The sequence below is a fragment of the Nitratiruptor tergarcus DSM 16512 genome (genome assembly GCF_027946175.1).
Lineage (GTDB): Bacteria > Campylobacterota > Campylobacteria > Campylobacterales > Nitratiruptoraceae > Nitratiruptor > Nitratiruptor tergarcus.
This window is the reverse complement of the sequence record NZ_AP026671.1, coordinates 100,852-123,723: the sequence shown is the minus strand read 5'-3', so window position 1 is coordinate 123,723 and position 22,872 is coordinate 100,852. Positions and strand designations below refer to the sequence as shown.

Genomic DNA, 22,872 nt, shown 5'->3' with positions numbered 1-22,872 from the left:
CTTTTCCTTTTTATGATTTAAGATATCGCAATGTAGTCTTGAGAATATCATCGTCATCTTTACTTGGAGCTTTGATTAACTCTTTTTTGTCTGCATACTCAATTGTGATATTTTGATTATAGTTGCTTATGCGCTTAATCCCTCGCTCTTTTGCACGAATTTTTATCTCTATGAGATCTAAAAAGTTCCTCGTAACCTCATCAATATGCCCAAACCTATCTTTAATCTCCTCTTCTATTTCGCTCACATCCTCTATAGAATTAGCTTGAGAGAGCCTGCGATAGAGCTCGAGTTTCAACCTATCTTCTGGCACCAAATCTGTAGAGATATAGGCATTGACCGAGAGTTTAAGCTCTACTTCACTCTCCTCTTCTATCTCCCCTTTTGTTAGTTTTGTAATAGTATCTTCAAGCATTTTAAGATAGAGCGTATAGCCGATGTTTTTTATATGGCCGCTTTGTTGTGCTCCAATGATATTGCCCCCACCACGAATTTCAAGATCGTAGTAAGCAAGGGCAGCTCCACTTCCCAAATAGGAGTTAGACTCTAATGCTATGAGGCGTTTTTTCGCCTCTTCAGTGAGCGCTTCTTTATCCTCTACAATATAGTAACAGTACCCCTCTTTGCCACCTCTTCCCACACGTCCACGCAGTTGATGGAGATCTGCAATGCCAAAGCGATCTGCACCCTCTACAATAATGGTATTGACATTTGGCATATGAATACCACTCTCTACAATTGAGGTGGAGAGTAAAATATCATACTCCCCATTTGCAAATTTAACAAGCTCCTTTTCTGTAACGCTACTTGAAATCTTAGAGTGCAATACGAGTATCTTTTTGCCTGGTAAGAGGCTCTCAAGCTGGGCTCTTTTCTCCTCAATTCCCGCTATAGAGTTAAAAATATAAAAAACCTGCCCTCCACGGCGTAGCTCTCGTAAAATTACCTCTTTGATGAGTTTTTCATCATAGGCTTTTACATAGGTACGTACAGGTTTTCTATTATCTGGAGGGGTGCGTATCTCACTGAGATCTTTAATTTGACTTAGAGCCATATTGAGGCTTCTTGGAATGGGTGTAGCGCTCATACTAAGAATATGAACATCTTTACTAAACTCTTTAAGCTTCTCTTTTTGCTTCACACCAAATTTGTGCTCTTCATCAATGACAACAAGAGCAAGATTTTTAAACTCTGCACCAAAAAGAGCATGGGTTCCCACTACCACATCGATTTTTCCCTCTTTAAGTGCTTGGAGACGCTCCTTTTTTTCTTTAGCACTTACAAAACGATCTATTTTCGTAACGCTTATTCCATACTTGCTTAAGCGCTCATGCAAAGAGTTGTAGTGCTGATTTGAAAGCAGTGTAGTGGGAACAACCACGGCAGCTTGATAGCCGTTTTTGACAACAGCATAAATTGCATTCATTGCAACTTCTGTCTTTCCAAATCCCACATCTCCACTGAGCAGCATATCCATAATCTTGCCGCTTGCTAATTTTTGCAAAATCGCATCAACTGCTTTTTGCTGATCTTCAGTATAAATAAATCCAGCATCTTTTTGAAAAAGTGTAATATCTTGCGGTATGAGGATCTTTTTTCCTTCACTCAAAGCCCGCTTTGCAGAGAGTTTCACAATATCGGCAGCTATTTCAAAAAGTCTCTCTTTTACCTTGGCTTTGAGACGGCTAAAAGATTTGCTCCCTAACTTATCTACAACTGCCACACTCCCGCTGTCTGCAATATAGCGAGAGAGCACATCAAGATTTTCTACTGGAACTAAAAGCTTATCCTCCCCTGCATACGCGATCTCTACAAAATCTCTCTTTGCACCTAAAATCGCTATTTGCCTTAAGCCTTTAAATATTCCAATACCATGCTGCTCATGCACTACATACTCGCCAGGCTTTAACTCATCAAGTACAACACCAACCCTTTTTACTCTGCGCTTTTTGCGCTTATTGAGTGAGACAATAATCTCATCTGGCCCTTCAATATTAATAATCGCATCGGTATAGATAAATGTTACTTTTGTAAGATCTTTAATAGAGCTTCTGCGAGCAATTTCAGGAGATTTAACACAAACTTTAACAGGCTTATTTTTGTGAGCTATAAGGTTGTCAATATTTATAACTTCGATATCTTTGTAACTTTTGGGCTCTGGGATCTCTTTGGTATGAATTACACTTTTTCCATGCGTGATATCTTCTCTTTGTGCTACCCAAAAGCCAACAGAGTAGATATCTTTTTCAAAAACATCAAAACTGCTCCTTGCTATTGCACTCTCTAATTCACTATCACGCACAAGATTTGTATTATAAATCGTAACCTCTTCTAACTCCTCTTTGTAGCTTCTTTGGGTCTGGGGATCAAAAGAGCGGATCGATTCAATATCTTCATCAAAAAGACTAATACGTATAGGATTTACTAAATTTGGAGGAAAAATATCTATAATATCCCCACGAAAACTTGCTTCCCCTTTTGCTTCTATAATATCAACAAACGTATATCCCCATTGATAGAGTTTCTCTTTAAATTTTTCAATATCTATGCGCTCGCCAAACTCTAACGTTTCTCTTGCAAAATATTTCTTAGTAGGCAGTTTTTTCGCAATCGTAGCTTGAGGGGCAATGAGCAGTTTCGGAGCGTGATAGTAGTCATTAAGCACTCTATAAAGATCATCAAGCTCCTCTTTGAAAACGCGCAGATCATCACCCTCTTCAGCTCTTAAATCTGGCAGGAGGTAGTGTGCTATTCCTAACACTTTTGCAACATCACTTACACGTTTTGTCTCTTCTTCATTGTGCGTGATGATAATATCTGGCCGGTGAGATTTTAAATATTCGTAATAGCGAGCCCACATCGTTTAACAAACTCCTCCACTACACTAAATGATCCAAATACAAGATAGTTTTCCTCAGGTAAAATGCACTCAAAAAATCTGTAGCGCAAACCCAGCTCTTCTAATGCATCTTGTAGCTTTTGGGGCGCTACAATGCGCTCATTCTTTACCGGTAAAATTTGCACCTCTTTGATTTTTGGAGCAAAAATTTTTAAAATTTTCTTATACTCTTTGTCTGCATAGGTGTTATAGATTAAAATTGTTTCTTTATCAATAATTGCTGCAAGTGCTCTTGCAGCGAGGAGATTATGCCCAACATCTAAGATAATATTACCAACTCTTTGCGTACGCCCTGGCAAACGAAACTGCACAGCTTTGCGTAAATCTGGCTCGATGCCAACTCTCTTTGCCCCAGCTGCTGCTAAAGCAAGATTAGCAGCGTAAAAGGGCGCTAATCCCTCTTGCCAACAGATATCCTTATAGACTTTATCAATTATAACTTTTTCATACTTTATGCCAAGTTTTTGTGCTACTGCAAAGACCTCTTGATGAGATTGCGCACCTATTAAAGCCATCTTTTTAACAGCTTTGAGTTTTGTGGTGGCTATCTCTTCTATGCTTTGACCTAAAAAGTCTTGATGATCATAATCTATAGGCGTAACGAGTGTCAAAATATTTGGAAATACAGCAGTCGCATCATACTCTCCTCCAAGCCCCGCTTCTACAACTGCAAAATCGAGCCCTTCAAAAGCAAGCATTGCCAAAAATGTTGTATACTCAAAGTAGCTAAGCTCTTGCACAATCTCTTGGGGCAGGAGCTGTTGTAAACGCTGATGCATCTCCTCTAATTTTTGATCAGTTATATACTTTCCATTGATCCAGATACGTTCATTAAAAGCTACAGTATGAGGAGAAGTATAGTGCCCCACACGTTTACCAGCAAGTTTGAGCATACCAGCAAGAAATCTCCCCGTAGTTCCTTTCCCATTCGTTCCAATTATATGGATAATGGGGGGAGATGTGAGTTTATCTTTTATTACATTGTAAGCTCGCTGCATGCGAGTGGGATCGAATTTTTTGTAATAGAGGGGTTTCGTGGATAAAAACTGCTGTAAGTTCAATCTACTCCTAAAAATGATAATTTAGCAATAAATGCATCTATCGCTTTATTGGCTGCCTCTTTAATTGCCAAAAAGCGCAAAGAATCTGTAATAACAGAATTTGGCTCTATAGGAAAATCATACAGCCCTTGTGTAATAATGTGCTCTTTTTTACCACTTTTCAAAACTTCAAACTCCATGAGAACTTTTGTGCGATAATAAACTACATATCCATAGCGATCATACTCTAATGGTGTAAAATGCAGACTCTTTACTTTTGCAAAGATCTTCGTATCTGCATCTTTATATGATACAAGATTGCGCCCAAAGCGCTCTTGCATCGCTTTATTGATAGCATCTTTGATAAGAACACTATTTTCTGGATCGCGCAAGAAAAGTGCAGTCTGTACATAGACTCGCTCTCCAATGACACTTTTGATATAGGTCTTTGCGGGTTTATACCCACAACCCACCATCAAAAGCATGATTACAAGAAAGGCGAGTCTACGCATATTAGCCCTTGACAACGATATTCACAAGGCGCCCTGGCACAACAATCTCTTTTACAATCTCTTTACCCTCTATCCATTTTGCAGCAGCCTCTTTTGCTTTTTCTAAAATCTCCTCTTTTGAAGCATCTTTACCCACTTCAATCTCTGTTTTTCTTTTACCGTTAATTGTAACAGCAAGTGTAATACTACCCTCTTCAAGTGCGTTCTCATCTACTTGCAATGGAGCAAAATTTGCCCTTTTAAAGAACCTCTCAGCTATCTCCCAGCTTGTATGTGGAATTATTGGCTCTAAAAGATTGGTAAGTATCCAGTAACCCTCACTCCAAATGAGAGGATTATCCTGTTCACTCAAAGCATTAAGTGCCTCCATACACGCTGCTATGAGTGTATTGAAAGCAAAACTCTTTTCATACACCTCTTTGGATTTCACAACCGCTTCATACACCTTTTTGCGTGCATATTTTTCCTCTTTGGAAAGTTTTTCATGCTCAATCTTGGGCAACTGCTGCAATTCAGCCTGCGCATTAGCACTTCTTTCATAAAAACGCCTAATAAAGCGGTATGCTCCCTCAACACCACTATCACTCCACTCAAGCTCTTTTGCCGGAGGTGCAGCAAAGAGGATAAAAAGCCTTGCGGTATCGGCCCCAAAACGCTCTATAATATCATCAGGATCGACTGTATTGCCTTTGGATTTACTCATTTTAGCGCCATCTTTGAGCACCATCCCTTGTGTTAAAAGCTTTTTAAAAGGCTCATCAATATCCACATATCCTAAATCGCGTAAAACTTTTGTAAAAAACCTTGAATACAAAAGATGAAGAATTGCATGCTCTATTCCGCCGATATATTGATCTACTGGCATCCAGTAATCTGTATCTTCTTTGCGAAATGGAACCTCTTCCCAAAATTTACGCGGTGTGGTATAGCGCAAAAAGTACCAGCTTGACTCTACAAAAGTATCAAGCGTATCGGTCTCTCTCTCGGCTTCACTGCCGCACTGTGGACAAGTTGTTTTCTTCCATGTAGGATGAAGCTCGAGCGGATTTCCCTCTCCAGTAATTTCCACATCCTCTGGCAAGGTTACTGGAAGATTCTCTTTCTTTTCAGGGACAATCCCACACTTTGGACATTTTATGAGAGGAATTGGCGTTCCCCAGTAGCGCTGACGTGAAACAAGCCAATCTTTGAGACGATAGTTAATAGTTTTTTCTCCAAGACCCTTTTGCTCAAAATACTCAATAATGCGCTCTTTTGCCTCTTCACTCGGAAGTCCACTAAACTCTCCACTATCAAAGAGAATTCCTGGCTCAGTATACGCTTTGGAAGTATCTAACTCTCCCTCTTTTGGCTTGATAACATATTTAATAGGAAGATTATACTTTTTTGCAAATGCAAAATCTCTCTCATCATGTGCAGGTACCGCCATCACAGCACCACTTCCATATTCAGTGAGTACAAAATTGGCAACCCATACAGGAATCTTTTGGCCTGTTAATGGATGCAAAGCATAGAGCCCTAAAAAGAGTCCCTCTTTTTCTGCTTGCTGGCGCATCCTTGCAGACTGGTTTTGCATCGCTTCGATTTTTGCTACGCTCTTACTATCTAATAACCCTTTTTGGATAAGTCTTTTTACAACAGGATGTTCAGGAGCAAGTGCAGCATAAGTTACACCATAGATTGTATCTGGACGGGTAGTAAAGACTTCAAACCCTTCACTCTCAGCCTTTTTGGCACTTGATTCATCAAAACGAAGTAAAAATTTAAGCCCCTCGCTTTTTCCGATCCAGTTGCGCTGCATCGCAATAACTTGCGCAGGCCAATTACCCTCAAGTTTATCGAGATCTTGGAGCAACTCCTCTGCATAGGCAGTAATTTTTAAAAAGTACTGCTCAATCTCTTTTTGTACTACTTCTGTATCACACCGCCAGCATCTACCTTCAATTACCTGCTCATTAGCTAAAACTGTCTTATCGTGTGGACACCAGTTTACTGCTGCCTTTTTTCTATAGAGCAGCCCCTTATTCCACATATCAATAATAAAGCCTTGCTCCCACCTGGTATAGAGCGGATCGCATGTAGCAAATTCTCTATCTCGTGAGAAACTAAGCCCCAAGTTATCGAGCTCTTTGCGCATATAATCGATATTTTCATAGGTCCACTTTTTAGGATGTACACCATGCTTAATAGCTGCATTTTCTGCTGGCATTCCAAAAGCATCCCACCCAATTGGATGCAAAACATTGCGTCCTACTTTTCTATAGTAGCGCGCAAGAGCATCACCTATAGTGTAGTTGCGCACATGCCCCATATGTATTCTTCCGCTAGGATAAGGAAACATTGAGAGCACATACATTTTTGGCTTTGTATAACTCTCTTGCGGCTCATACGTATTATGCTCTTTCCAAAATATTTGCCATTTTTTCTCGATTTTCTTTGGATCGTATCCTTGCATTACACCATTCCTTGCTCATACATTGCGCGCATGCGCTCTTTTTCTTGCTGGCGTTTTTTCTTCTCAGCTAATCTCTTGCGATATCCTGCAAGATCAAATCCTAAAAGACTTAAAAGTGGAGAAGCAATAAAAATTGAGCTGTATGTTCCCACAATAATACCTACAAGGAGCGTAAAACTAAATCCACGAATAATCTCTCCTCCAAAGAGATAGAGTGTAAGTACAACAAAAAATGTTGTCAGTGAAGTGAGCACTGTACGCGAAAGGGTTTTTGTAATAGCATCATTAATAACTAGATTTAGTTCATTGAGTTTTGTATTCTCAATAATTCCTTCACGAATCCTATCAAATACAATAATAGTATCATTGAGGGAGTATCCAAGTAGTGTTAAGATTGCTGCGAGGATATCGAGATTAACAGGAATATTAAAAAGGCTAATTGCTCCCATAGCAATACTCACATCATGTACGAGAGCTAAAACACTCGCTAGTGCGAAACGCCACTCAAAGCGAACAGAGACATAGATTAAAATAGCCAAAATTGCAATCACTGTTGCCATGAGCCCTTTTTCTCTGAGCTCTCCACCAACTTTTGGCCCCACCATATCCACACGGCGTATCTCAAAGTTTCCAGTACCTTTGAGGGCATTTCTTGCCTCATCACCAATATCTTTTTTAAGATTTTTGGTAGAAGATTTGATACGAATAATAATTTCATTATCGCTGCCAAAATATGTGACTGCTGCATCTTTAAAAATATCGCTCTTTTTGAGAGTTTGGCGAATTGTAGCAATATCAACTGGTTTGTCATAGCGCACCTGCACAATAGTCCCACCAGCAAAGTCGATACCAAAATTGAGTCCCTTGATAAATAAAAGTGCCCATGAACCAACCACTAAAACAGCAGAAATAACCATAAAAATTTTGGCTTTGCCCATAAAATCGTAAATTTTATCTGTTTTAAAAAACTCCATATTAGACCTTTATACCAAACCAGAGATTGAGATTTTTACTGCGCTCAATCTTTTCTATAAGCGCTTCATAGATACCGTGCGTACCAACGATTGCTGTGAGCATAGAAGCCAAAATACCGATACTCATAGTAATTGCAAAACCTTTAATTGGGCCTGTACCATAAGCATAAAGCACTATCGCTGCGATAAGCGTTGTAATGTTGGCATCCAAAATCGCACTCATTGCGTTTTTATATCCTTGCTCAATAGCTTTACGAATCGAGACTCCCTGGCGCAAGAGCTCACGGATACGCTCATTAATAATTACGTTAGCATCCACCGCCATACCAACTGTAAGAACAATTCCTGCCATCCCTGGGAGGGTAAGTGTTGCACCAAAAAGTGCCATGATCCCAATAATTAAAAAGAGGTTAGCTATCAAAGCAATATCGGCAATAATTCCTGCTATTCCATAGTACACAATCATAAAGAGCACAACTAAAACAAAACCACTAAGAAGGGCTATCATGCTTGCTTTAATGCTATCAGCCCCAAGGCTAGGCCCCACACTTCTTTTCTCTTCCATATAGACTGGTGCTAAGAGCGCTCCACTTCTTAGCGCAATTGCTACATCGTGAGCCTCTTCTACAGTAAATCCACCGCTTATTTGTCCATTACCACCACCTATACGCTCACGAATAACAGGGGCAGAGTAGATCACATTATCAAGCACAACAGCAAGTCTCTTGCCCACATTTTTTGCTGTAAAATCACCAAAAATCTTTGCACCTTGTGAGTTGAGTGTAAAGTTGATAACTGGCTGATTATTTTGATCAAACGCCACGCGAGCATCTGTGATCATGCTTCCATCAAGTATAGGAATCTCTTTAATGAGATATTTGCGTCCATGTCTATCTTTGAGTATCACATCGCCATACTCTGCAGCCTCTTCTGGTGTCATTTGATTGACTCGTGCTTGTCTTTCCTCATCTACAGCCATAAGTTGTAGATGGGCTGCTTTTGCTATGAGTTTACGAACGCGCTGCTCTTGCTCTGCAGTCTTTATACCCGGCAACTCTACCAAGATCTTATCTTTACCCTGTTTTGCAACAGTTGGCTCTGCTAAACCAAACTGATCTAAACGATTACGGATCGTATCTACTGCTTGCTTAATCGCATACTCTTTGATTGACTCAATCTCTTGAGGTGTAAAAGTAACTGTATATGTCAATCCCTCTTTTTTTACCTCAAGCCCCTTTTGCTCTTGCAAAAACTTTTCTATTTTTGAAGCATCATCGTTATCTAGGAGCTTAAATGTAACTCCTTCTGGTGTTACACGCAACTCATCAATCAATATATCATTATCTTCTGCATAATACTTAATCGCAGAGGCAACAGATTTAATTTTTGATTCCACTGCTTTTTTTGTATCAACACCAAGAAGCATATGCAAACCACCCTGAAGATCAAGACCTAAAGTAATCTTGGGCCCCTCTTTGAGATGTAAAAATGAAGGCAAACTCAATGCTACACCAGCAATGAATGCTATAAGAAAGAGTACAAACCTATAATTCATCCATTTCATTGCTTAGCTTTCAAGTTTTTTGGCTATATAGTTTTTATCCAGTTTCACTTCTGTATTATCACTGATTCTTGCTTTGATGAAATTTTCATCATTCTTAACTACTTCGGCTATAATACCGCCTGTAGTCACAATCTTATCGCCCTTTTTGAGATTGTTCACCATCTCTTTATGTTTTTTTGCTTGTTGCTGTTGCGGTCGTATAATAAGAAAATAAAACACCGCAAAAATAATAATGAGCGGGAGGAGAGAACCCAAAATGCTTGCACCTTGTCCTTGCATTAATTATCCTTTATTCAAAAAATTTGGAAGATATTTTAGCATTACTTTATTAATAAAATCCTTTTTCATAGCACTAATTGCCAGCTCTTTTTTGCTCTTCGAGGTACTCTCTTGGCACAACCCCTATCTCCAGGCAGTTTTGGCACTTGGAGGTTTTTATCTCATTATCACAAGCAAGAGACTCTTTTGGATAGGATTTTTTATTGGAGTAATATGGTTTTGGTGGATAGCTCTGAGTTTTCGTTACTATAATCTTACCTGGATGATTCCACTAGTTATTATAGCTATTGGGTTAGTCTATGGGATAATTTTCAAAATTGCTGAAGCAGTTGGATCCCTCCTACAAAGAGCTTTTTCTTGGCAGATCCATCCCCTTATCAATGCTCTTTTTCTCTTTTTGGCAAGCTTTATTCACCCCTTTCATTTCAACTGGTATATTCCTGAACTTGCACTGCTCCATACCCCTTTTGGAGTGGATAAGCTCTCTTTTGGACTTATTCTTTTAGCCCTGCTGCTACTTTTGAGCTTGCATTCTTTAGCATCTCTCATCGCTGCTTTTTTGCTTATTGTAGCTCTTCATCACTCCACCCCACAGCCATTAGCACCACTCAAAATCTCTTTAGTAACTACCCATGTACCACAAGATAAAAAGTGGAAGGCAGCTTATCGCAAAAAGATTATTGAAGACAATCTCCAGGCTATTCGCAATGCTATTACAAAAAAATATGATATAGTAGTACTCCCAGAGAGTGCTTTTCCTCTCTTTTTGGATCACAATACTCCGCTTTTGCTCAAACTCTTGCAATTAAGTCATAAAATTGCAATCGTTACAGGCGCACTCCATGCTGAAAGGCAAAAAATATTCAACTCTACTTTTGTTTTTCATAAAGGACGCTTCATAATTCTTGATAAAGTGGTTTTAGTTCCTTTTGGAGAAGAGATCCCATTGCCAAAACCGCTGGCAAAATGGATGAATAATCTCTTTTTTGATGGGGCAAATGACTATAGTGCAGCAAAAACTCCTCAAACATATTCCATCAAAGACGTAACATTTACAAATGCCATCTGCTATGAAGCTACTCATCCCCTCATATATCACACATCTACTCCCTATATCATAGCAATCAGCAACAATGCCTGGTTTGTACCATCGTATGAGCCTCTCTTGCAAAACTTAATAATAAAATATTATGCTACAATCTACAAAAAAGTGGTCTACCATGCCACAAATATTGCCAAAACGGAGATCATACGATGATAGCAAGCAATATTACACAACTTATTGGCAAAACTCCTCTTTTACACATTGAAAAGAATATCTATGCTAAATGCGAATTTAAAAATCCTGGAGGAAGTGTCAAAGATCGCATCGCTTTAAATATGATCCAAGATGCACTTGCTAGTGGCAAAATCGATAAAGATACTCCTATAGTTGAGCCAACCAGTGGCAATACTGGTATTGCCTTAGCAATGATGGGTGCAGCACTTGGTCTTCAAGTTTTCATCGTTATGCCAGAATCTATGAGCATAGAGAGGCGAAAATTGATGGAGTTTTTAGGAGCAAAGCTCATTTTAACGCCGGCTGAAAAAGGGATGCAAGGAGCTATCGAAAAAGCAAAGGAGCTAGTAGCACAAGGAGCATATATGCTCAATCAGTTTGAAAATCCTGCAAATCCAGCCATGCATGAAAAGACTACTGCACAAGAGATCCTAGAAGATCTCCCAGATGTGGCAATATTTGTTGCAGGTGTGGGAACAGGAGGTACGATTACTGGTGTTGGAAAGGTTTTGCGAAAAAAGGGTGTGCAAATCGTAGCAGTTGAGCCAGCAAAGAGTCCAGTGCTTAGTGGTGGAGCGCCGGGACCACATAAAATTCAAGGAATTGGAGCAGGGTTCATTCCAAAAGTTGTAGATGTCTCACTCTTTACACGCATTGTAACAATTGAAGATGATGAAGCTATTGCAACGAGCAAAGAACTGGCAAAAACTAAAGGAGTAATGGTAGGAATCAGCAGTGGAGCAAACGTAGCAGCTGCAAGAAAATTAGCAAGAGAGTATCCAGAAAAGAAAATTGTCACAGTTTTGTGTGATACTGCTGAGCGCTACCTCTCTACCGATCTCTTTCGATGAAAATGCAGTTTTTTGAAACAATTAAAATAATCAATGGCCAAGCGCAACATCTCGCCTTTCACAATCGGCGATTTTGGCAAACACAAAAAAAGATCTTTGGTATAGAAGAAAAAAGAGACCTTGCAAATTTTATTAAGCCTCCACAAATTGGACTCTATAGGTGCAAAATCATTTACGATACTAAAATTCGTGGTATCGCATACTACCCTTATACCCCAAGAATTCCTCACACCTTCAAACTCATTCACTCTCCTATCGATTATAGCTTTAAATATCTTGATCGAAGTGAAATAGAGAGACTCTTTACTTTACGCCAAGAAGCAGATGATGTTATCATAGTCAAAGATGGGCTTTTAACCGATACATCCATAGCCAACATTGCATTTTTCTATAAAAATGAGTGGCTTACTCCCAAAACACCTCTGCTGCCAGGTACAACACGTGCAAGACTCCTTGAGAAAAAAAGACTCAAAGCAGCAGATATAGAGGTAAAAGATATAAAAAAATTTGCTACAATGGCCATCATGAATGCTATGATAGATTTTACAATTATAGAAAACTTCTCCATAAAGGAATAATTATGCTTTATGATATTTTGCAAGATGAGGAGTTTGCCGTTATCCTCAAAAACCATGCCATTGATATCATTACATACCTCTTTGAAAAAAACCAAGAATTTGGAGTTTTAGTAGAGATTTCTAGTGTCACATTTGAACCTGCGCTTCCAAAAAATATCTACGAGCAACTGCCAGAATTTACTCTCTTTTTGCTTATGAATTATACCTATGAGAGCGCAAGACTCGAAGAGGGAAAACTGGTTTTTGAAGCTGGATTTGGAGCAGAGAATTTTGGATCTGTGGTTACTGTTCCAATTGAAGCAGTTTTACAAATAATAGTGGATGAAACACCGATTTTTGTCAATCTCACCGCATCTTTGGCTAAAAAGCAGCAGCCAAAAAACTCCATGGAAGCACTGCTCTCTAATCCAGAAAATAGAAAATTTCTCAAAAAAGAGGAGTAGTTACTTTTTAAATTTTAAAAGAAGATCTACAATCTTCATCAAAAACGGATCGTTTCTACGCTCTTTGAGGTATGTGATATAGAATTTTCTCTTTATCTTTTCCCCTTTTATTTTTGCCTCAAAGAGTCTGCCACTTTGAAGCTCATCCTCAATAGCATAGCGAGAGATTATAGAGACTGTAGGATGCTCTTTGTTCACAGGGCTTCGTAAGATAGAGTTGACAACTGCAGTTGAAGAGCTCACTTCACCAATTACATTAAACTTCTTACAACTTACACCTAGTTTTTCAAAAGTCTCTGCCACCAATTTTCTTGTATGGCTCCCCTCTTCACGACAAATCCAGTTGAATTTATAGAGATCTTCTGTTCGTACGTAACGAGGAAGCTTTGTATTACTAAAAAGTACCAACTCATCTTCCATCCACTCTCTATAGATGAGTCCCTCTTTGAAAATCGGAGATTCTATGAGTCCGAGATCAAATTTTTTTCCTAAAACATTATCTACGATATTCTCACTTACATCTACCTTTATAAGAATATCATTTTCTACAATCTTTTTAATTTCATTAATAATCTGTGGAAGGATGTAATTACCGATAGTAAAAGAGGACCCAATAATAAATGTAATCTGTTTATTGATTACCTTGAGAAGATCTTGCTCGGCATTTTGAATACATTTTGCAATTTTTTGTGCAATCTTATAAACCTCTTCCCCCTCTTTTGTAAGTTTTACACCATTCTTTTTACGCTCTATAAGCTTTGCATCAAGTTGCTCTTCCAAATATTTAATCTGTTGCGTTACTGCTGGTTGAGAGATTCCTAATTTTGCACTGGCTTTTGAGAAGCTTTTTTCTTTGATCACTACCAAAAATGTCTCTAATTTGGTAAAGTCTTTGATCATCTGCAAGCCTTTTTTATTAATGTTAGTTATTCATTTATAAAAATTATAACAAAGTTTTATAGAATTTCAAAGTTATAATCTTTACCTATAAATCTTTAAAAGAAGGTTCAAAGGAGTTTTTGCTATAATATATAAGTAAATATAAAGAAAGATTATAGATGAAGAAGATATTACAAGAGCTTAATGAAGAGCAGCGAGATGCTGCTACAACCATTGATGGACCTATTTTAATACTAGCAGGAGCCGGTAGTGGAAAGACAAAAACTATTACTACTAGACTAGCTTATCTCATTAGCATAGGTATAGATCCTGCCTCAATTCTCACACTTACATTTACAAACAAAGCAGCCAAAGAGATGCGTGAGCGGGCTCTTGCTCTTATCGATAATGCGATCTATCCCCCGCTCCTTTGTACTTTTCATAAATTTGGCCTTCTCTTTTTAAAATTTCATATCAGCCGTTTGGGGCGTGATAGCAACTTTGTCATCATCGATACAGATGATAAAAAGCGTATACTCAAATCCTTTAAACCAGATCTGCCTCTTGCTTTAATAGCAAGTGAAATATCTAAATATAAAAATTCACTCATATCGCCATCTGAGGCTATTGCAAGCGCAAGGCTCCCTAACTTTAAAAAAATCGCAAACCTCTATCAACAATATGAAGAGTATCTTTTGGAAAATAATCTTGTTGATTTTGACGATCTCTTAGCACTTACTTATAAAATACTTGACACAAACGAAGATTTGCGAGAGGAGACAAGTAAAAAATATAACTACATAATGATAGATGAGTTTCAAGATACCAATGAACTACAAAATCTCCTTATCAAGCAGCTTTGCTCCACACATAGCAATATCTGCGTTGTTGGTGACGATGATCAAAGTATATATGGCTGGCGCGGAGCCAATGTAAAAAATATTTTGGAGTTTCCAAATACTTATGAGAATGTCAAAATCGTTAAACTCGAAAAAAACTATCGCTCAACCAAAAAGATCCTTGAAGCTGCCAATAACCTCATCGCACACAACCGTACACGTCTTGGCAAAAAACTTGAAGCAACAAAAACTGAGGGAGAGCCAATAGTTGTTCTTGAAAACTCTGATGAGCAAGAAGAGGCTCACAAAATTGGCGAAAAAATCATTCAGCTCATTTCACAAGGTGTGCGCCCTAGTGAAATTGCTGTACTTTTTCGCATCAATGCTCTATCACGCTCCATTGAAGAGGCTTTCAATCGTCTAGGTATTAACTTTAAACTTGTAGGAGCCATTCGCTTTTATGAGCGTGCTGAAGTCAAAGACATTCTCAGTTATCTTCGTGTTATTGCTAATCAAAATGACGATTTTTCTCTCAAGCGTATCATCAATAAGCCAAAACGCGGCATTGGCAAAGCCACATATGAAAAACTTGAAAAAGCTGCTAAAGATAAAGATATATCGGTACTTAAGTTTTTATGGGAGATTGAAGAGAGTGAGCTCCTTGGAGTTGTTGGCAAAAAAAACGCAAAAGCCCTCCTTCAATTCATAGAAAATCTCAAATATCTCCAAAATGTAGCACAAGATTCTCTCTATAATTTTATCGATGAGTTTGAAAAAACAGTTGAACTCAAAAAATATTATGCATCACTCCCAGATGGATTTGAACGCATTGCTAATATTGATGAGTTTTATGGAATGTTTCGAGACTATATTAAGCAAAATCCAGAAAACTCCCTCGATGATTTTATTAATGAGCTCTCTTTGCAAAGTGATCAAGATCAGATAGGTGGAGAGGGAGTTGCTATAATGAGTGTCCATGCAAGTAAAGGGCTTGAATTTGAGCATCTCTTTGTTATTGGTCTTGAAGAGGGTTTCTTTCCACTTACAGGCGATGGGTGCGATATTGAAGAGGAGAGGCGTCTTGGCTATGTAGCTATTACAAGAGCCAAGAAAGAACTAACACTAAGTTACGTAAAATCACGCTTTTATAAAGGACGCAGAACCCATCTTGAAAAGAGCCGCTTCTTAGGAGAAGCTGGACTTTTGCAAAGCAGTATCAAAATAGAAAAAAAGGCTGCGTTTAAAAAAGGTGATCTTGTCAAACATAAAATCTTTGGTATTGGTAGAGTTATTGGTGTATCTAAAGCAGGCAAGGAATTTAAGCTCACTATTAACTTTGGAGGTCAGCAAAGAGATATCCTCTCAAGTTTTGTGGAGAGAGTATGAATAGACTCTTTGTGGGTTATAAACCACCATTTATCTCCTCTAATGCATATTTACATCAATTGAAAAAAAAGTATCGCGTCAAAAGAGCCGGATTTTCAGGAACCCTCGATCCCTTTGCATGTGGAACCCTTATCATAGCATTTGGTGCATACACAAAACTCTTTCGCTTTTTAAAAAAGTATCCCAAGGTCTATAGAGCAACTCTTTGGCTAGGAGTAAGTAGTGAGAGCATCGATCTTGAAAACATCACCGCTATCACAACGCCTCTCAAGGTATCACGCACAGCTATTGAAAAGATACTGGATTCTCTTCATGGCACTTTTACCTATACCCCGCCAAAATTTAGCGCTAAAAAAGTTGGTGGCACCAGGGCATATAAATTAGCTGCAAAAAAACAAGATGTACAGCTACCACAAGTGAGCTCTACTATTTATGATATAAAACTTCTTCAATACAATCATCCCTTTATCACTTTTGAAGCGGCAGTAAGCGAAGGTACATATATAAGAAGTATTGGGGAGTATATTGCAAAGAAATTAGGACAAAGAGGAACACTGAGCTACTTGGAAAGAGTGCGCGAAGGTGCATTTATATATGAAGAGGAAAAACCTCTCGATCCTCTTTGCTATCTCAATACGCAGCAAAATTTTACCACACTACCCGCTGCTGCAATTTGGCATGGGACAAAGCTTTCGTTGCACGATCTCAAATACCATGAAGATGGCATCTATCATCTTGTTTTTGATACATTTTTTGCTATTATCAGTATACAAGATGGAAAAACCAGATATCTTCTCAACCAAATTCCAAGAAAAAGCAAAGCATGAAAGCACCAGCAAAAATCAATATTTTCCTCAAAATTACAGGACTTCGTGGAAACTACCATGAAATCTGCTCCCGCTTCATACGCTACGATGCACTCTATGATGAGATTTCTTTTGTACCAGGTACATTTACAGATTTTACTATTGAGGGAATGTCTGCAATCAAAAAAGAGCACAATATTATATACAAAGCATACAAAGAGCTCCTCGCTCATACAAAATCCAAAAGGCTCGGGGAGTTTTTTTATCACCATAAAGTTCATATAATCAAAAATATCCCTATGGGAGCGGGACTAGGTGGTGGCAGTAGTGATGCAGCAACGTTTCTTCTCATGGCCAATAAAGCAGTAGATCTGCAGCTTGAACCACAAGATCTCGCCAAAATAGGTGCAAAGGTAGGTGCAGACGTACCCTTTTTTATCTACGGATACAAAGCAGCAAACGTTAGCGGTATTGGAGAGAAGATAGAAGAATTTATGGATGACATACCACCTCTTGAGTTAAAATTGTTGCCTCTTCATTGTGATACTGCACAAGTCTATCAGCATTACCGTAAAAACTACCTCAAGTTTGATCCAAAACTAGCAAGTAAAATGGCGCAGATGAGTTCGTGCCAAATCTTCGAGAATTTTACCCCTCTTATAGCAAATGATCTCTACCAAAGTGCAATTAATCTGTGTCCTTCACTTGCAAAATATAAACAAAATTGGTATCTTAGTGGTAGTGGGAGTACCCTTTTTAGGAGTGAAAATGAAAATAGTGGCAACAAATAAAAAAGCCTATCACGATTTTGAAATAATAGAAAAATATGAAGCTGGCATAGTACTCGCCGGAAGTGAAGTAAAAGCCATAAGGGCTGGAAGAGTCAATCTCAAAGATAGTTTTATAAAGTTTGTCAAAGGTGAGCCATATGTTTTTGGCATGCATATAAGCCATCTTGATAGTGCCAACCCCCATTTCAAACCAGATGAAAAGCGACCAAGAAAACTGCTCTTACATAAAAAAGAGATAGCAAAACTTATTGGAAAAACGAGTGAAAAAGGGTATACCCTTATACCTTTGAAACTCTATTTTAATAATAAAAATATAGCCAAACTCGAAATCGCTTTGGCAAAAGGAAAAACTCTTCATGACAAACGTGAAACATTGAAGAAGAAGATTTTGGATCGAGAAGCAAAAGCTGCTATGAAAAATTATTAAATTGCTCCTGTTTCCGATAATATCTTAAAAGATTGTTGCAAAGGAAAAAAAGTGAAAAAGGAATTTTGTAAACTCAAAGAGAAGCTAGAAAAAGATATAAAGCTCTCTCGTGACGATATAAAATTGATCATGAATATAGTCCGCAAACAGATGAACTTCATGATCAAAAATAATATCGTCATTACTCCCAAAAACTATGAGCGCTGGTTTTATGTCTTTTGTAATATCATTGAAAACAACAAGGAGCTCAATGATCTCGAGATTCTCGGTCTTTTCAAAGAGATCTACGATGCGCCCTATGATGAAATAAAAGAAAAAGCGGGCGAAGATGTTGAAATCAAGCAAAAAGGTATGGTAAAAAAACTTGTCCGTATCGCCGATATCATTGAGCAAAAGCTCTCTGAAGTTATTAATACTCTTGATTCACATAATAACTCAATTGACTCACACAAAAATGAGATTGTACAGGATGAAGAGCTCATTACAGATGAAAAAACAAAAAATATACTCAAAAAAATACTTGATGAACTAGAGATGCTAAGACGAGAAAACGAATTCCTTACCAACGAACTACGCAAATACCATGCTGATGTAGTGCGTCTCCAAGGCGAGCTTATGACTGCTAGAACAGAAGCAGAAATAGATTTTCTCACAGGTCTTGTTAATAGAAGAAGGTTTGAGCGTGCTCTTTTAGAGATGATTAACGACTATCAAAATAGAGGCTATCCTTTCGCTCTTATCTATCTTGATATAGATAATTTTAAATCTATCAATGACAAATATGGACACCCTAGTGGAGATCAGGTTCTCAAAGAGATTGCCCTTATACTCAAAACGTTCCTTAGAGCCAACAATATAGCAGCTCGCGTAGGAGGAGAGGAGTTTGCTATTCTTGTTCCTGGTGCAACTGCTAAAGAGGGTGAAATTGTAGCTGAGAGGCTGCGCAATGTGATCGCACAAAGAACCTTCTCTACACTTGAAGATGAGATCCGTGTTACAGCTAGTTTTGGTGTCACAGGAGTAAGAACAGATGATACAATTGATACAATATTTGCAAGAGTTGATAAAGCGATGTATGATGCAAAAAATAGTGGAAAAAACAGAGTAGTGGTGGTTGAATGAAAAAGTTACATGTTGTCTCATTAGGTTGTACAAAAAATCTCGTTGATACAGAAGTTATGCTTGGAAAACTCCAAGAGTATGCATTGACACAAAATCCGCAAGAAGCAGATCTCATCATTGTCAATACCTGTGGTTTTATAGGACCAGCAAAAGAGGAGAGTCTACAAACAATCTTTGAGCTGCATAGCGTAAGAAAAAAGGACTCTCTTTTGGTTATGGCAGGATGTTTAAGCGAGCGGTATAAAGAGGAGCTACAAAAAGAGCTCAAAGAGGTAGATATCTTTACAGGCGTAGGGGACTACGCAAAGATTGATAAACTTATAGAGAAAAAAAAGAGTAGTTTTAGCGATCAAGTCTATCTCATTCGCAATGAAGAGCGACTCATTACAGGCTCCAATTACCATGCCTATATCAAACTCAGCGAAGGGTGTAATCAGCGCTGTAGCTTCTGCGCTATTCCTTCATTCAAAGGCAGACTCCAATCGCGCCCTCTTGAAAACATCACACAAGAGATCAAAAACCTCACTGCAAAAGGGTATAAAGATTTTACCTTCGTTTCACAAGATAGTAGCTCATATCTAAGAGATCAAGGCATTGCAGATGGACTTGTTAGGCTTATTGAAGAGGTAGAAAAGATTGAGGGAGTGCAAAGCGCTCGCATCCTCTATCTCTATCCTTCTACAACTTCTATGCACCTCATAGATACTATAGCTGCATCACAAAAATTTGTGAACTACTTTGAAATGCCTATCCAACATATAAGCGATAGGATGCTCAAAATAATGCGTAGAGGCATAGGTTCTGCAAAAACAAAAGAACTTCTCTATGCTATGCGAGAAGCTCCAGAGAGCTTTTTGCGTACAAGTATCATTGTAGGACATCCAGGAGAGAGTGAAGAGGATTTTGCCCAACTTGTAACATTTTTAGAAGAGTTTGACTTTGATCGCATCAATCTCTTTGCCTATAGTGATGAAGAGGGGACATCTGCTTACGAATTTAACGATAAAATCCCGCAACATATCATTGATGAGAGGTTAGCAATCCTCGATACTATAGTAAAAGAAAAAACACAAAAAAGTCTAGAAAATGATAGAGATAAAACAGTTGAAGCATATCTTGATGGCACAAGCGAAGAGAGTGATCTACTTCTTAGTGCACGTAAAAAGATCTGGGCACCAGAAGTGGATGGGGAAATTCTCATTAATGACTCGCAAGTAGACAAAATCTCTATAGGAGAGCTCTACAAAATCCATATCAATGAAGTAGTTGGAGATAAACTCGTTGGAACTCTTGTGTCTGGATAAACTGCGCCAAGGCAAAAACCTCCTTGCCTTTTCTGCAGGCACAGATTCCACAGCACTCTTTTTTCTTCTTATGCAGCATAAAATCTCATTTGATATTGCAATAGTAGATTATCAATTGCGCCAGCAAAGCAAGCAAGAGATAGCTTATGCCAAAGAACTTGCGCAAAAATATCATAAAAAAATCTACATCAAATCAGCCCCACTCACACCCCCTAGTATAGAGGAGAAAGCCCGCAAGATACGCTATGATTTTTTTTCTTCTATTATAAAAAAAGAGATGTATGATAATCTCATTACAGCCCATCAACTTAATGATCAATTTGAATGGTTTTTGATGCAGTTTGCAAAAGGAGCAGGAGTGGTAGAGCTGTTGGGGATGGAGCCTTGTACAGAGAAAGAGCATTTTACCATTGTGCGCCCTCTTCTATTTGTAAGCCGCGATGAGATTGTATTATATCTTCAAAAACACAAAATCAAATATTTCACAGATACTTCCAATTTCGATCAAAACTTCACGCGTAACTTTATTCGTCACAATTTTAGCGATCCCTTCATAAAAAAATTTGCTGCTGGTGTGAAGAGAAGTTTTCATTATCTCCTTGAAGATAAAAAACTACTTGAAAATGAGATTTTTCGCCAAAAAGAGCTTTATTTTGCAAGAAGAACAGGTAGTTCCTATCAGGATAAAAGAGTTTTGGATAAGATTTTCAAAAGGTTTGGATATCTTCTCTCAACGTCACAAAAAGAGGAGATTTTTCGCCAAAAAGAGGGAGTTATTGCATCAAAATTTGCTTTTGTGTTGACTGAGCACTTTATAATTGTAGCGCCCTATATTATTACCCCTATTCCAAAAAAGATACGAGAAATATATCGCAAACATAAAATTCCAAAGATACTGCGAGGATATTTTTTCGCAGAGCGTATTTCTCCTACTCTATTTGATAGACTTTTATAAAAAATGAGAGTTTAATACCCTGAGCAGTTTTTTCAAAAACGAGAGGATAATTTATCTCTAAAGGTATATGCTTGTGCTGTGCATCCTCTACAAAAGTATAAAACTCTTGAGGAGATTGCATGGTAACTTCTGCATAAAAGCTCTTTTGCACAACTCCCTCATGTGTATGTTGAGAGATGAGTTTGAGGGTATGTGAAAGAAAATATTTGGAAAGAAATTTGTCTAGCATAGCATCAATATTTTTTGCTTGTGCAAATTGTAAAAGATCTTTACTATTTTCTATTTCCTCTTGTAAATCTTTTTGATTTTCTTGCAAATAGGAAGCGACCGTTTTTTGCAGTTGATATCTGTTTTTAAGCTCTTCAAGTTTTGCCATATCTTTGGATAAGACCAGAGAGAAGAAAAGATACATCGCACCAATAACAATAAAAGAGAGTATCAAAAGGATTACTATATCTTTTTTTCTCGTATTACTCATTTTTTTCTCTCATCTCTTTGTAAAGTGCTTTGAAATAAAATCCCTCACTCCTCTTGCTAAAACTTATTTTTCCTTTTTTGTACGTTTGAGAAAGTTTTTCGTGAAGAGAATGTAGAAGCGTATCTCTATCTTTACAGATACCTTCTAAAATAAGCTCATTACTATTAAACTCTGCTTTTGTAAGGTAAGCATTTTCTGGAACCAGATCAAAAACGCTGCGGATACGCTCCACAATCAATGGATTAACCTGTTTGAGTTCATTAATAAAGGGGGTTAGTTTTTTGAGTTGCATAAGTTTTGCTGTAAGAGCGTTATTAGTATTTGCAGTTTCAACCTGCAATTTGACAAGTTCCTCTATTTTTTCTTGATACGATGCAATGGCATTACGCAAATAAAACTCATAACCAATTAATACTAAAAAGAGTGCAACCACAACACCAAAGAGGGCTTTATATCTTTTCCAAAGACTCTCTCTTCTCTCCTCTGTACTTACTGCATATGTCTCTATATCGTCCGCATCAAGTTCATCACTGCTGCACTGCTTATATGTAACTGGAATAAAGAGCTTCTCTTCAATCTCTTGCGCATCAACTTCAGATCCAGCAAAATCATATATATAGATACTCTCAATAAAATAGCTCTTTTCTTGTGCATAAAAATTTTTGAGAAAATCCTCAATAAGCTCTGTAAGATTGCTCTTTTGTTTCTCATAAATTTGCCAAAACACAGGTTTTGTATTAGCAAAAGTAATAGCAAATATATGCTCTTCCAAAATTGCTATAAATAGAGCATTCTCTTTGGCTTCCCTCATATATTGGAGGTAGAGATAGCTCCAAGGAGAAATTATAGAAGCAGTAGTATCGGCTGCTCTTAATTTATTAAACTCTTTTTGCTCAAGCTCAATTATCCATCCATCATGTACTACCGCTAGAGGAGTTGCTTTTTCATAAGTACTATGCAAATGAATACTTTGCCCTTTTGCATCGAAAAAGAGATATCTCTTCTGCAAAC

General features: G+C 38.0%; 21 protein-coding genes. 11 read left to right on the top strand and 10 right to left on the bottom strand.

The annotated features are described in order from the left end of the window. Positions 1 to 10: 10 nt before the first annotated feature. Genes mfd through yajC form a run of 7 tightly spaced genes read right to left on the bottom strand, consistent with a single transcriptional unit; the run spans position 11 to position 9,723 of the window. Complete coding sequence (gene mfd / locus NITER_RS00695; protein ID WP_084274542.1) at positions 11 to 2,860, bottom strand: transcription-repair coupling factor; 2,850 nt, start codon at positions 2,858 to 2,860, stop codon at positions 11 to 13. Beyond that, a complete protein-coding gene (locus tag NITER_RS00690; RefSeq protein ID WP_231988916.1) occupies positions 2,833 to 3,960 on the bottom strand; it encodes a bifunctional folylpolyglutamate synthase/dihydrofolate synthase in 1,128 nt (375 codons plus the stop codon). The genes mfd and NITER_RS00690 overlap by 28 nt, the downstream gene beginning before the upstream one ends. After that, the gene (lptE, locus tag NITER_RS00685; RefSeq protein WP_084274544.1) at positions 3,957 to 4,451 is read right to left on the bottom strand and encodes an LPS assembly lipoprotein LptE; all 495 of its coding nucleotides are present in this window, start codon (positions 4,449 to 4,451) and stop codon (positions 3,957 to 3,959) included. Before lptE ends, NITER_RS00690 begins: the two co-directional genes overlap by 4 nt. Position 4,452: 1 nt before the next feature. Beyond that, positions 4,453 to 6,906, bottom strand: a complete 2,454-nt coding sequence (gene leuS / locus NITER_RS00680; RefSeq protein WP_084274545.1) for a leucine--tRNA ligase — start codon at positions 6,904 to 6,906, stop codon at positions 4,453 to 4,455. After that, positions 6,906 to 7,880: a protein translocase subunit SecF gene (gene secF / locus NITER_RS00675; RefSeq protein ID WP_084274547.1), complete on the bottom strand. Its 975-nt coding sequence runs from the start codon at positions 7,878 to 7,880 to the stop codon at positions 6,906 to 6,908. Before secF ends, leuS begins: the two co-directional genes overlap by 1 nt. A 1-nt stretch (position 7,881) precedes the next feature. Next, positions 7,882 to 9,444 carry a protein translocase subunit SecD gene (gene secD, locus NITER_RS00670; RefSeq protein ID WP_084274549.1) on the bottom strand — a complete coding sequence of 521 codons (1,563 nt, stop codon included), beginning with the start codon at positions 9,442 to 9,444 and terminating at the stop codon, positions 7,882 to 7,884. Positions 9,445 to 9,447: 3 nt separating this feature from the next. Then, complete coding sequence (gene yajC, locus NITER_RS00665; RefSeq protein WP_084276534.1) at positions 9,448 to 9,723, bottom strand: preprotein translocase subunit YajC; 276 nt, start codon at positions 9,721 to 9,723, stop codon at positions 9,448 to 9,450. Here yajC and NITER_RS00660 point away from each other — a divergent pair. Genes NITER_RS00660 through NITER_RS00645 form a run of 4 tightly spaced genes read left to right on the top strand, consistent with a single transcriptional unit; the run spans position 9,701 to position 12,874 of the window. After that, positions 9,701 to 10,981, top strand: coding sequence for an apolipoprotein N-acyltransferase (locus NITER_RS00660; protein WP_159445276.1), 1,281 nt, complete (start codon positions 9,701 to 9,703; stop codon positions 10,979 to 10,981). The two genes, yajC and NITER_RS00660, sit on opposite strands and share 23 nt — an antisense overlap. Beyond that, entirely contained in the window at positions 10,978 to 11,853 is an 876-nt protein-coding gene (gene cysK / locus NITER_RS00655) for a cysteine synthase A (RefSeq protein ID WP_084274552.1), read from the top strand. The genes NITER_RS00660 and cysK overlap by 4 nt, the downstream gene beginning before the upstream one ends. 2 nt (positions 11,854 to 11,855) lie before the next feature. Then, entirely contained in the window at positions 11,856 to 12,431 is a 576-nt protein-coding gene (locus NITER_RS00650; protein ID WP_281847791.1) for an aminotransferase class IV family protein, read from the top strand. Between the two features lie 2 nt (positions 12,432 to 12,433). Continuing rightward, positions 12,434 to 12,874, top strand: coding sequence for a hypothetical protein (locus NITER_RS00645; protein WP_084274555.1), 441 nt, complete (start codon positions 12,434 to 12,436; stop codon positions 12,872 to 12,874). Here NITER_RS00645 and NITER_RS00640 read toward each other — a convergent pair whose 3' ends face one another. Next, a complete protein-coding gene (locus NITER_RS00640) occupies positions 12,875 to 13,774 on the bottom strand; it encodes a LysR family transcriptional regulator (protein WP_084274557.1) in 900 nt (299 codons plus the stop codon). Between the two features lie 158 nt (positions 13,775 to 13,932). Here NITER_RS00640 and NITER_RS00635 point away from each other — a divergent pair, with 158 nt between their 5' ends. The 7 genes from NITER_RS00635 to tilS are packed head-to-tail and all read left to right on the top strand — an operon-like array spanning position 13,933 to position 21,383. Beyond that, positions 13,933 to 15,978 (top strand): ATP-dependent helicase, encoded by a 2,046-nt coding sequence (locus tag NITER_RS00635; protein WP_084274559.1) that lies wholly within the window; start codon positions 13,933 to 13,935, stop codon positions 15,976 to 15,978. Next, positions 15,975 to 16,805 carry a pseudouridine synthase family protein gene (locus tag NITER_RS00630; protein ID WP_084274561.1) on the top strand — a complete coding sequence of 277 codons (831 nt, stop codon included), beginning with the start codon at positions 15,975 to 15,977 and terminating at the stop codon, positions 16,803 to 16,805. Before NITER_RS00635 ends, NITER_RS00630 begins: the two co-directional genes overlap by 4 nt. After that, entirely contained in the window at positions 16,802 to 17,575 is a 774-nt protein-coding gene (locus tag NITER_RS00625) for a 4-(cytidine 5'-diphospho)-2-C-methyl-D-erythritol kinase (protein ID WP_084274562.1), read from the top strand. Before NITER_RS00630 ends, NITER_RS00625 begins: the two co-directional genes overlap by 4 nt. Beyond that, positions 17,553 to 18,002: an SsrA-binding protein SmpB gene (gene smpB, locus NITER_RS00620; RefSeq protein ID WP_084274564.1), complete on the top strand. Its 450-nt coding sequence runs from the start codon at positions 17,553 to 17,555 to the stop codon at positions 18,000 to 18,002. Before NITER_RS00625 ends, smpB begins: the two co-directional genes overlap by 23 nt. A 51-nt stretch (positions 18,003 to 18,053) precedes the next feature. Beyond that, positions 18,054 to 19,124, top strand: coding sequence for a GGDEF domain-containing protein (locus NITER_RS00615; RefSeq protein ID WP_084274566.1), 1,071 nt, complete (start codon positions 18,054 to 18,056; stop codon positions 19,122 to 19,124). After that, complete coding sequence (gene rimO / locus NITER_RS00610; protein ID WP_084274567.1) at positions 19,121 to 20,428, top strand: 30S ribosomal protein S12 methylthiotransferase RimO; 1,308 nt, start codon at positions 19,121 to 19,123, stop codon at positions 20,426 to 20,428. Before NITER_RS00615 ends, rimO begins: the two co-directional genes overlap by 4 nt. Then, positions 20,391 to 21,383, top strand: coding sequence for a tRNA lysidine(34) synthetase TilS (gene tilS / locus NITER_RS00605; protein ID WP_281847787.1), 993 nt, complete (start codon positions 20,391 to 20,393; stop codon positions 21,381 to 21,383). Before rimO ends, tilS begins: the two co-directional genes overlap by 38 nt. On the opposite strand, the gene NITER_RS00600 is transcribed toward tilS, so the two are convergent. Both NITER_RS00600 and NITER_RS00595 read right to left on the bottom strand, forming a co-directional pair. Further along, the gene (locus NITER_RS00600) at positions 21,358 to 21,861 is read right to left on the bottom strand and encodes a hypothetical protein (protein WP_084274571.1); all 504 of its coding nucleotides are present in this window, start codon (positions 21,859 to 21,861) and stop codon (positions 21,358 to 21,360) included. The two genes, tilS and NITER_RS00600, sit on opposite strands and share 26 nt — an antisense overlap. Further along, positions 21,854 to 22,870, bottom strand: a complete 1,017-nt coding sequence (locus NITER_RS00595) for a PilN domain-containing protein (protein ID WP_084274573.1) — start codon at positions 22,868 to 22,870, stop codon at positions 21,854 to 21,856. The genes NITER_RS00600 and NITER_RS00595 overlap by 8 nt, the downstream gene beginning before the upstream one ends. Positions 22,871 to 22,872 lie beyond the last annotated feature (2 nt).

Coding starts and splice junctions, on each gene's coding strand:
- mfd (WP_084274542.1), bottom strand. CDS start 2,860: ATGTGGGCTCGCTATTACGAATATTTAAAATCTCACCGGCCAGATATT.
- lptE (WP_084274544.1), bottom strand. CDS start 4,451: ATGCGTAGACTCGCCTTTCTTGTAATCATGCTTTTGATGGTGGGTTGT.
- leuS (WP_084274545.1), bottom strand. CDS start 6,906: ATGCAAGGATACGATCCAAAGAAAATCGAGAAAAAATGGCAAATATTT.
- secF (WP_084274547.1), bottom strand. CDS start 7,880: ATGGAGTTTTTTAAAACAGATAAAATTTACGATTTTATGGGCAAAGCC.
- secD (WP_084274549.1), bottom strand. CDS start 9,444: ATGAAATGGATGAATTATAGGTTTGTACTCTTTCTTATAGCATTCATT.
- NITER_RS00660 (WP_159445276.1), top strand. CDS start 9,701: ATGCTTGCACCTTGTCCTTGCATTAATTATCCTTTATTCAAAAAATTT.
- yajC (WP_084276534.1), bottom strand. CDS start 9,723: ATGCAAGGACAAGGTGCAAGCATTTTGGGTTCTCTCCTCCCGCTCATT.
- cysK (WP_084274552.1), top strand. CDS start 10,978: ATGATAGCAAGCAATATTACACAACTTATTGGCAAAACTCCTCTTTTA.
- NITER_RS00650 (WP_281847791.1), top strand. CDS start 11,856: ATGCAGTTTTTTGAAACAATTAAAATAATCAATGGCCAAGCGCAACAT.
- NITER_RS00645 (WP_084274555.1), top strand. CDS start 12,434: ATGCTTTATGATATTTTGCAAGATGAGGAGTTTGCCGTTATCCTCAAA.
- NITER_RS00640 (WP_084274557.1), bottom strand. CDS start 13,774: ATGATCAAAGACTTTACCAAATTAGAGACATTTTTGGTAGTGATCAAA.
- NITER_RS00635 (WP_084274559.1), top strand. CDS start 13,933: ATGAAGAAGATATTACAAGAGCTTAATGAAGAGCAGCGAGATGCTGCT.
- NITER_RS00630 (WP_084274561.1), top strand. CDS start 15,975: ATGAATAGACTCTTTGTGGGTTATAAACCACCATTTATCTCCTCTAAT.
- NITER_RS00625 (WP_084274562.1), top strand. CDS start 16,802: ATGAAAGCACCAGCAAAAATCAATATTTTCCTCAAAATTACAGGACTT.
- smpB (WP_084274564.1), top strand. CDS start 17,553: ATGAAAATAGTGGCAACAAATAAAAAAGCCTATCACGATTTTGAAATA.
- rimO (WP_084274567.1), top strand. CDS start 19,121: ATGAAAAAGTTACATGTTGTCTCATTAGGTTGTACAAAAAATCTCGTT.
- NITER_RS00600 (WP_084274571.1), bottom strand. CDS start 21,861: ATGAGTAATACGAGAAAAAAAGATATAGTAATCCTTTTGATACTCTCT.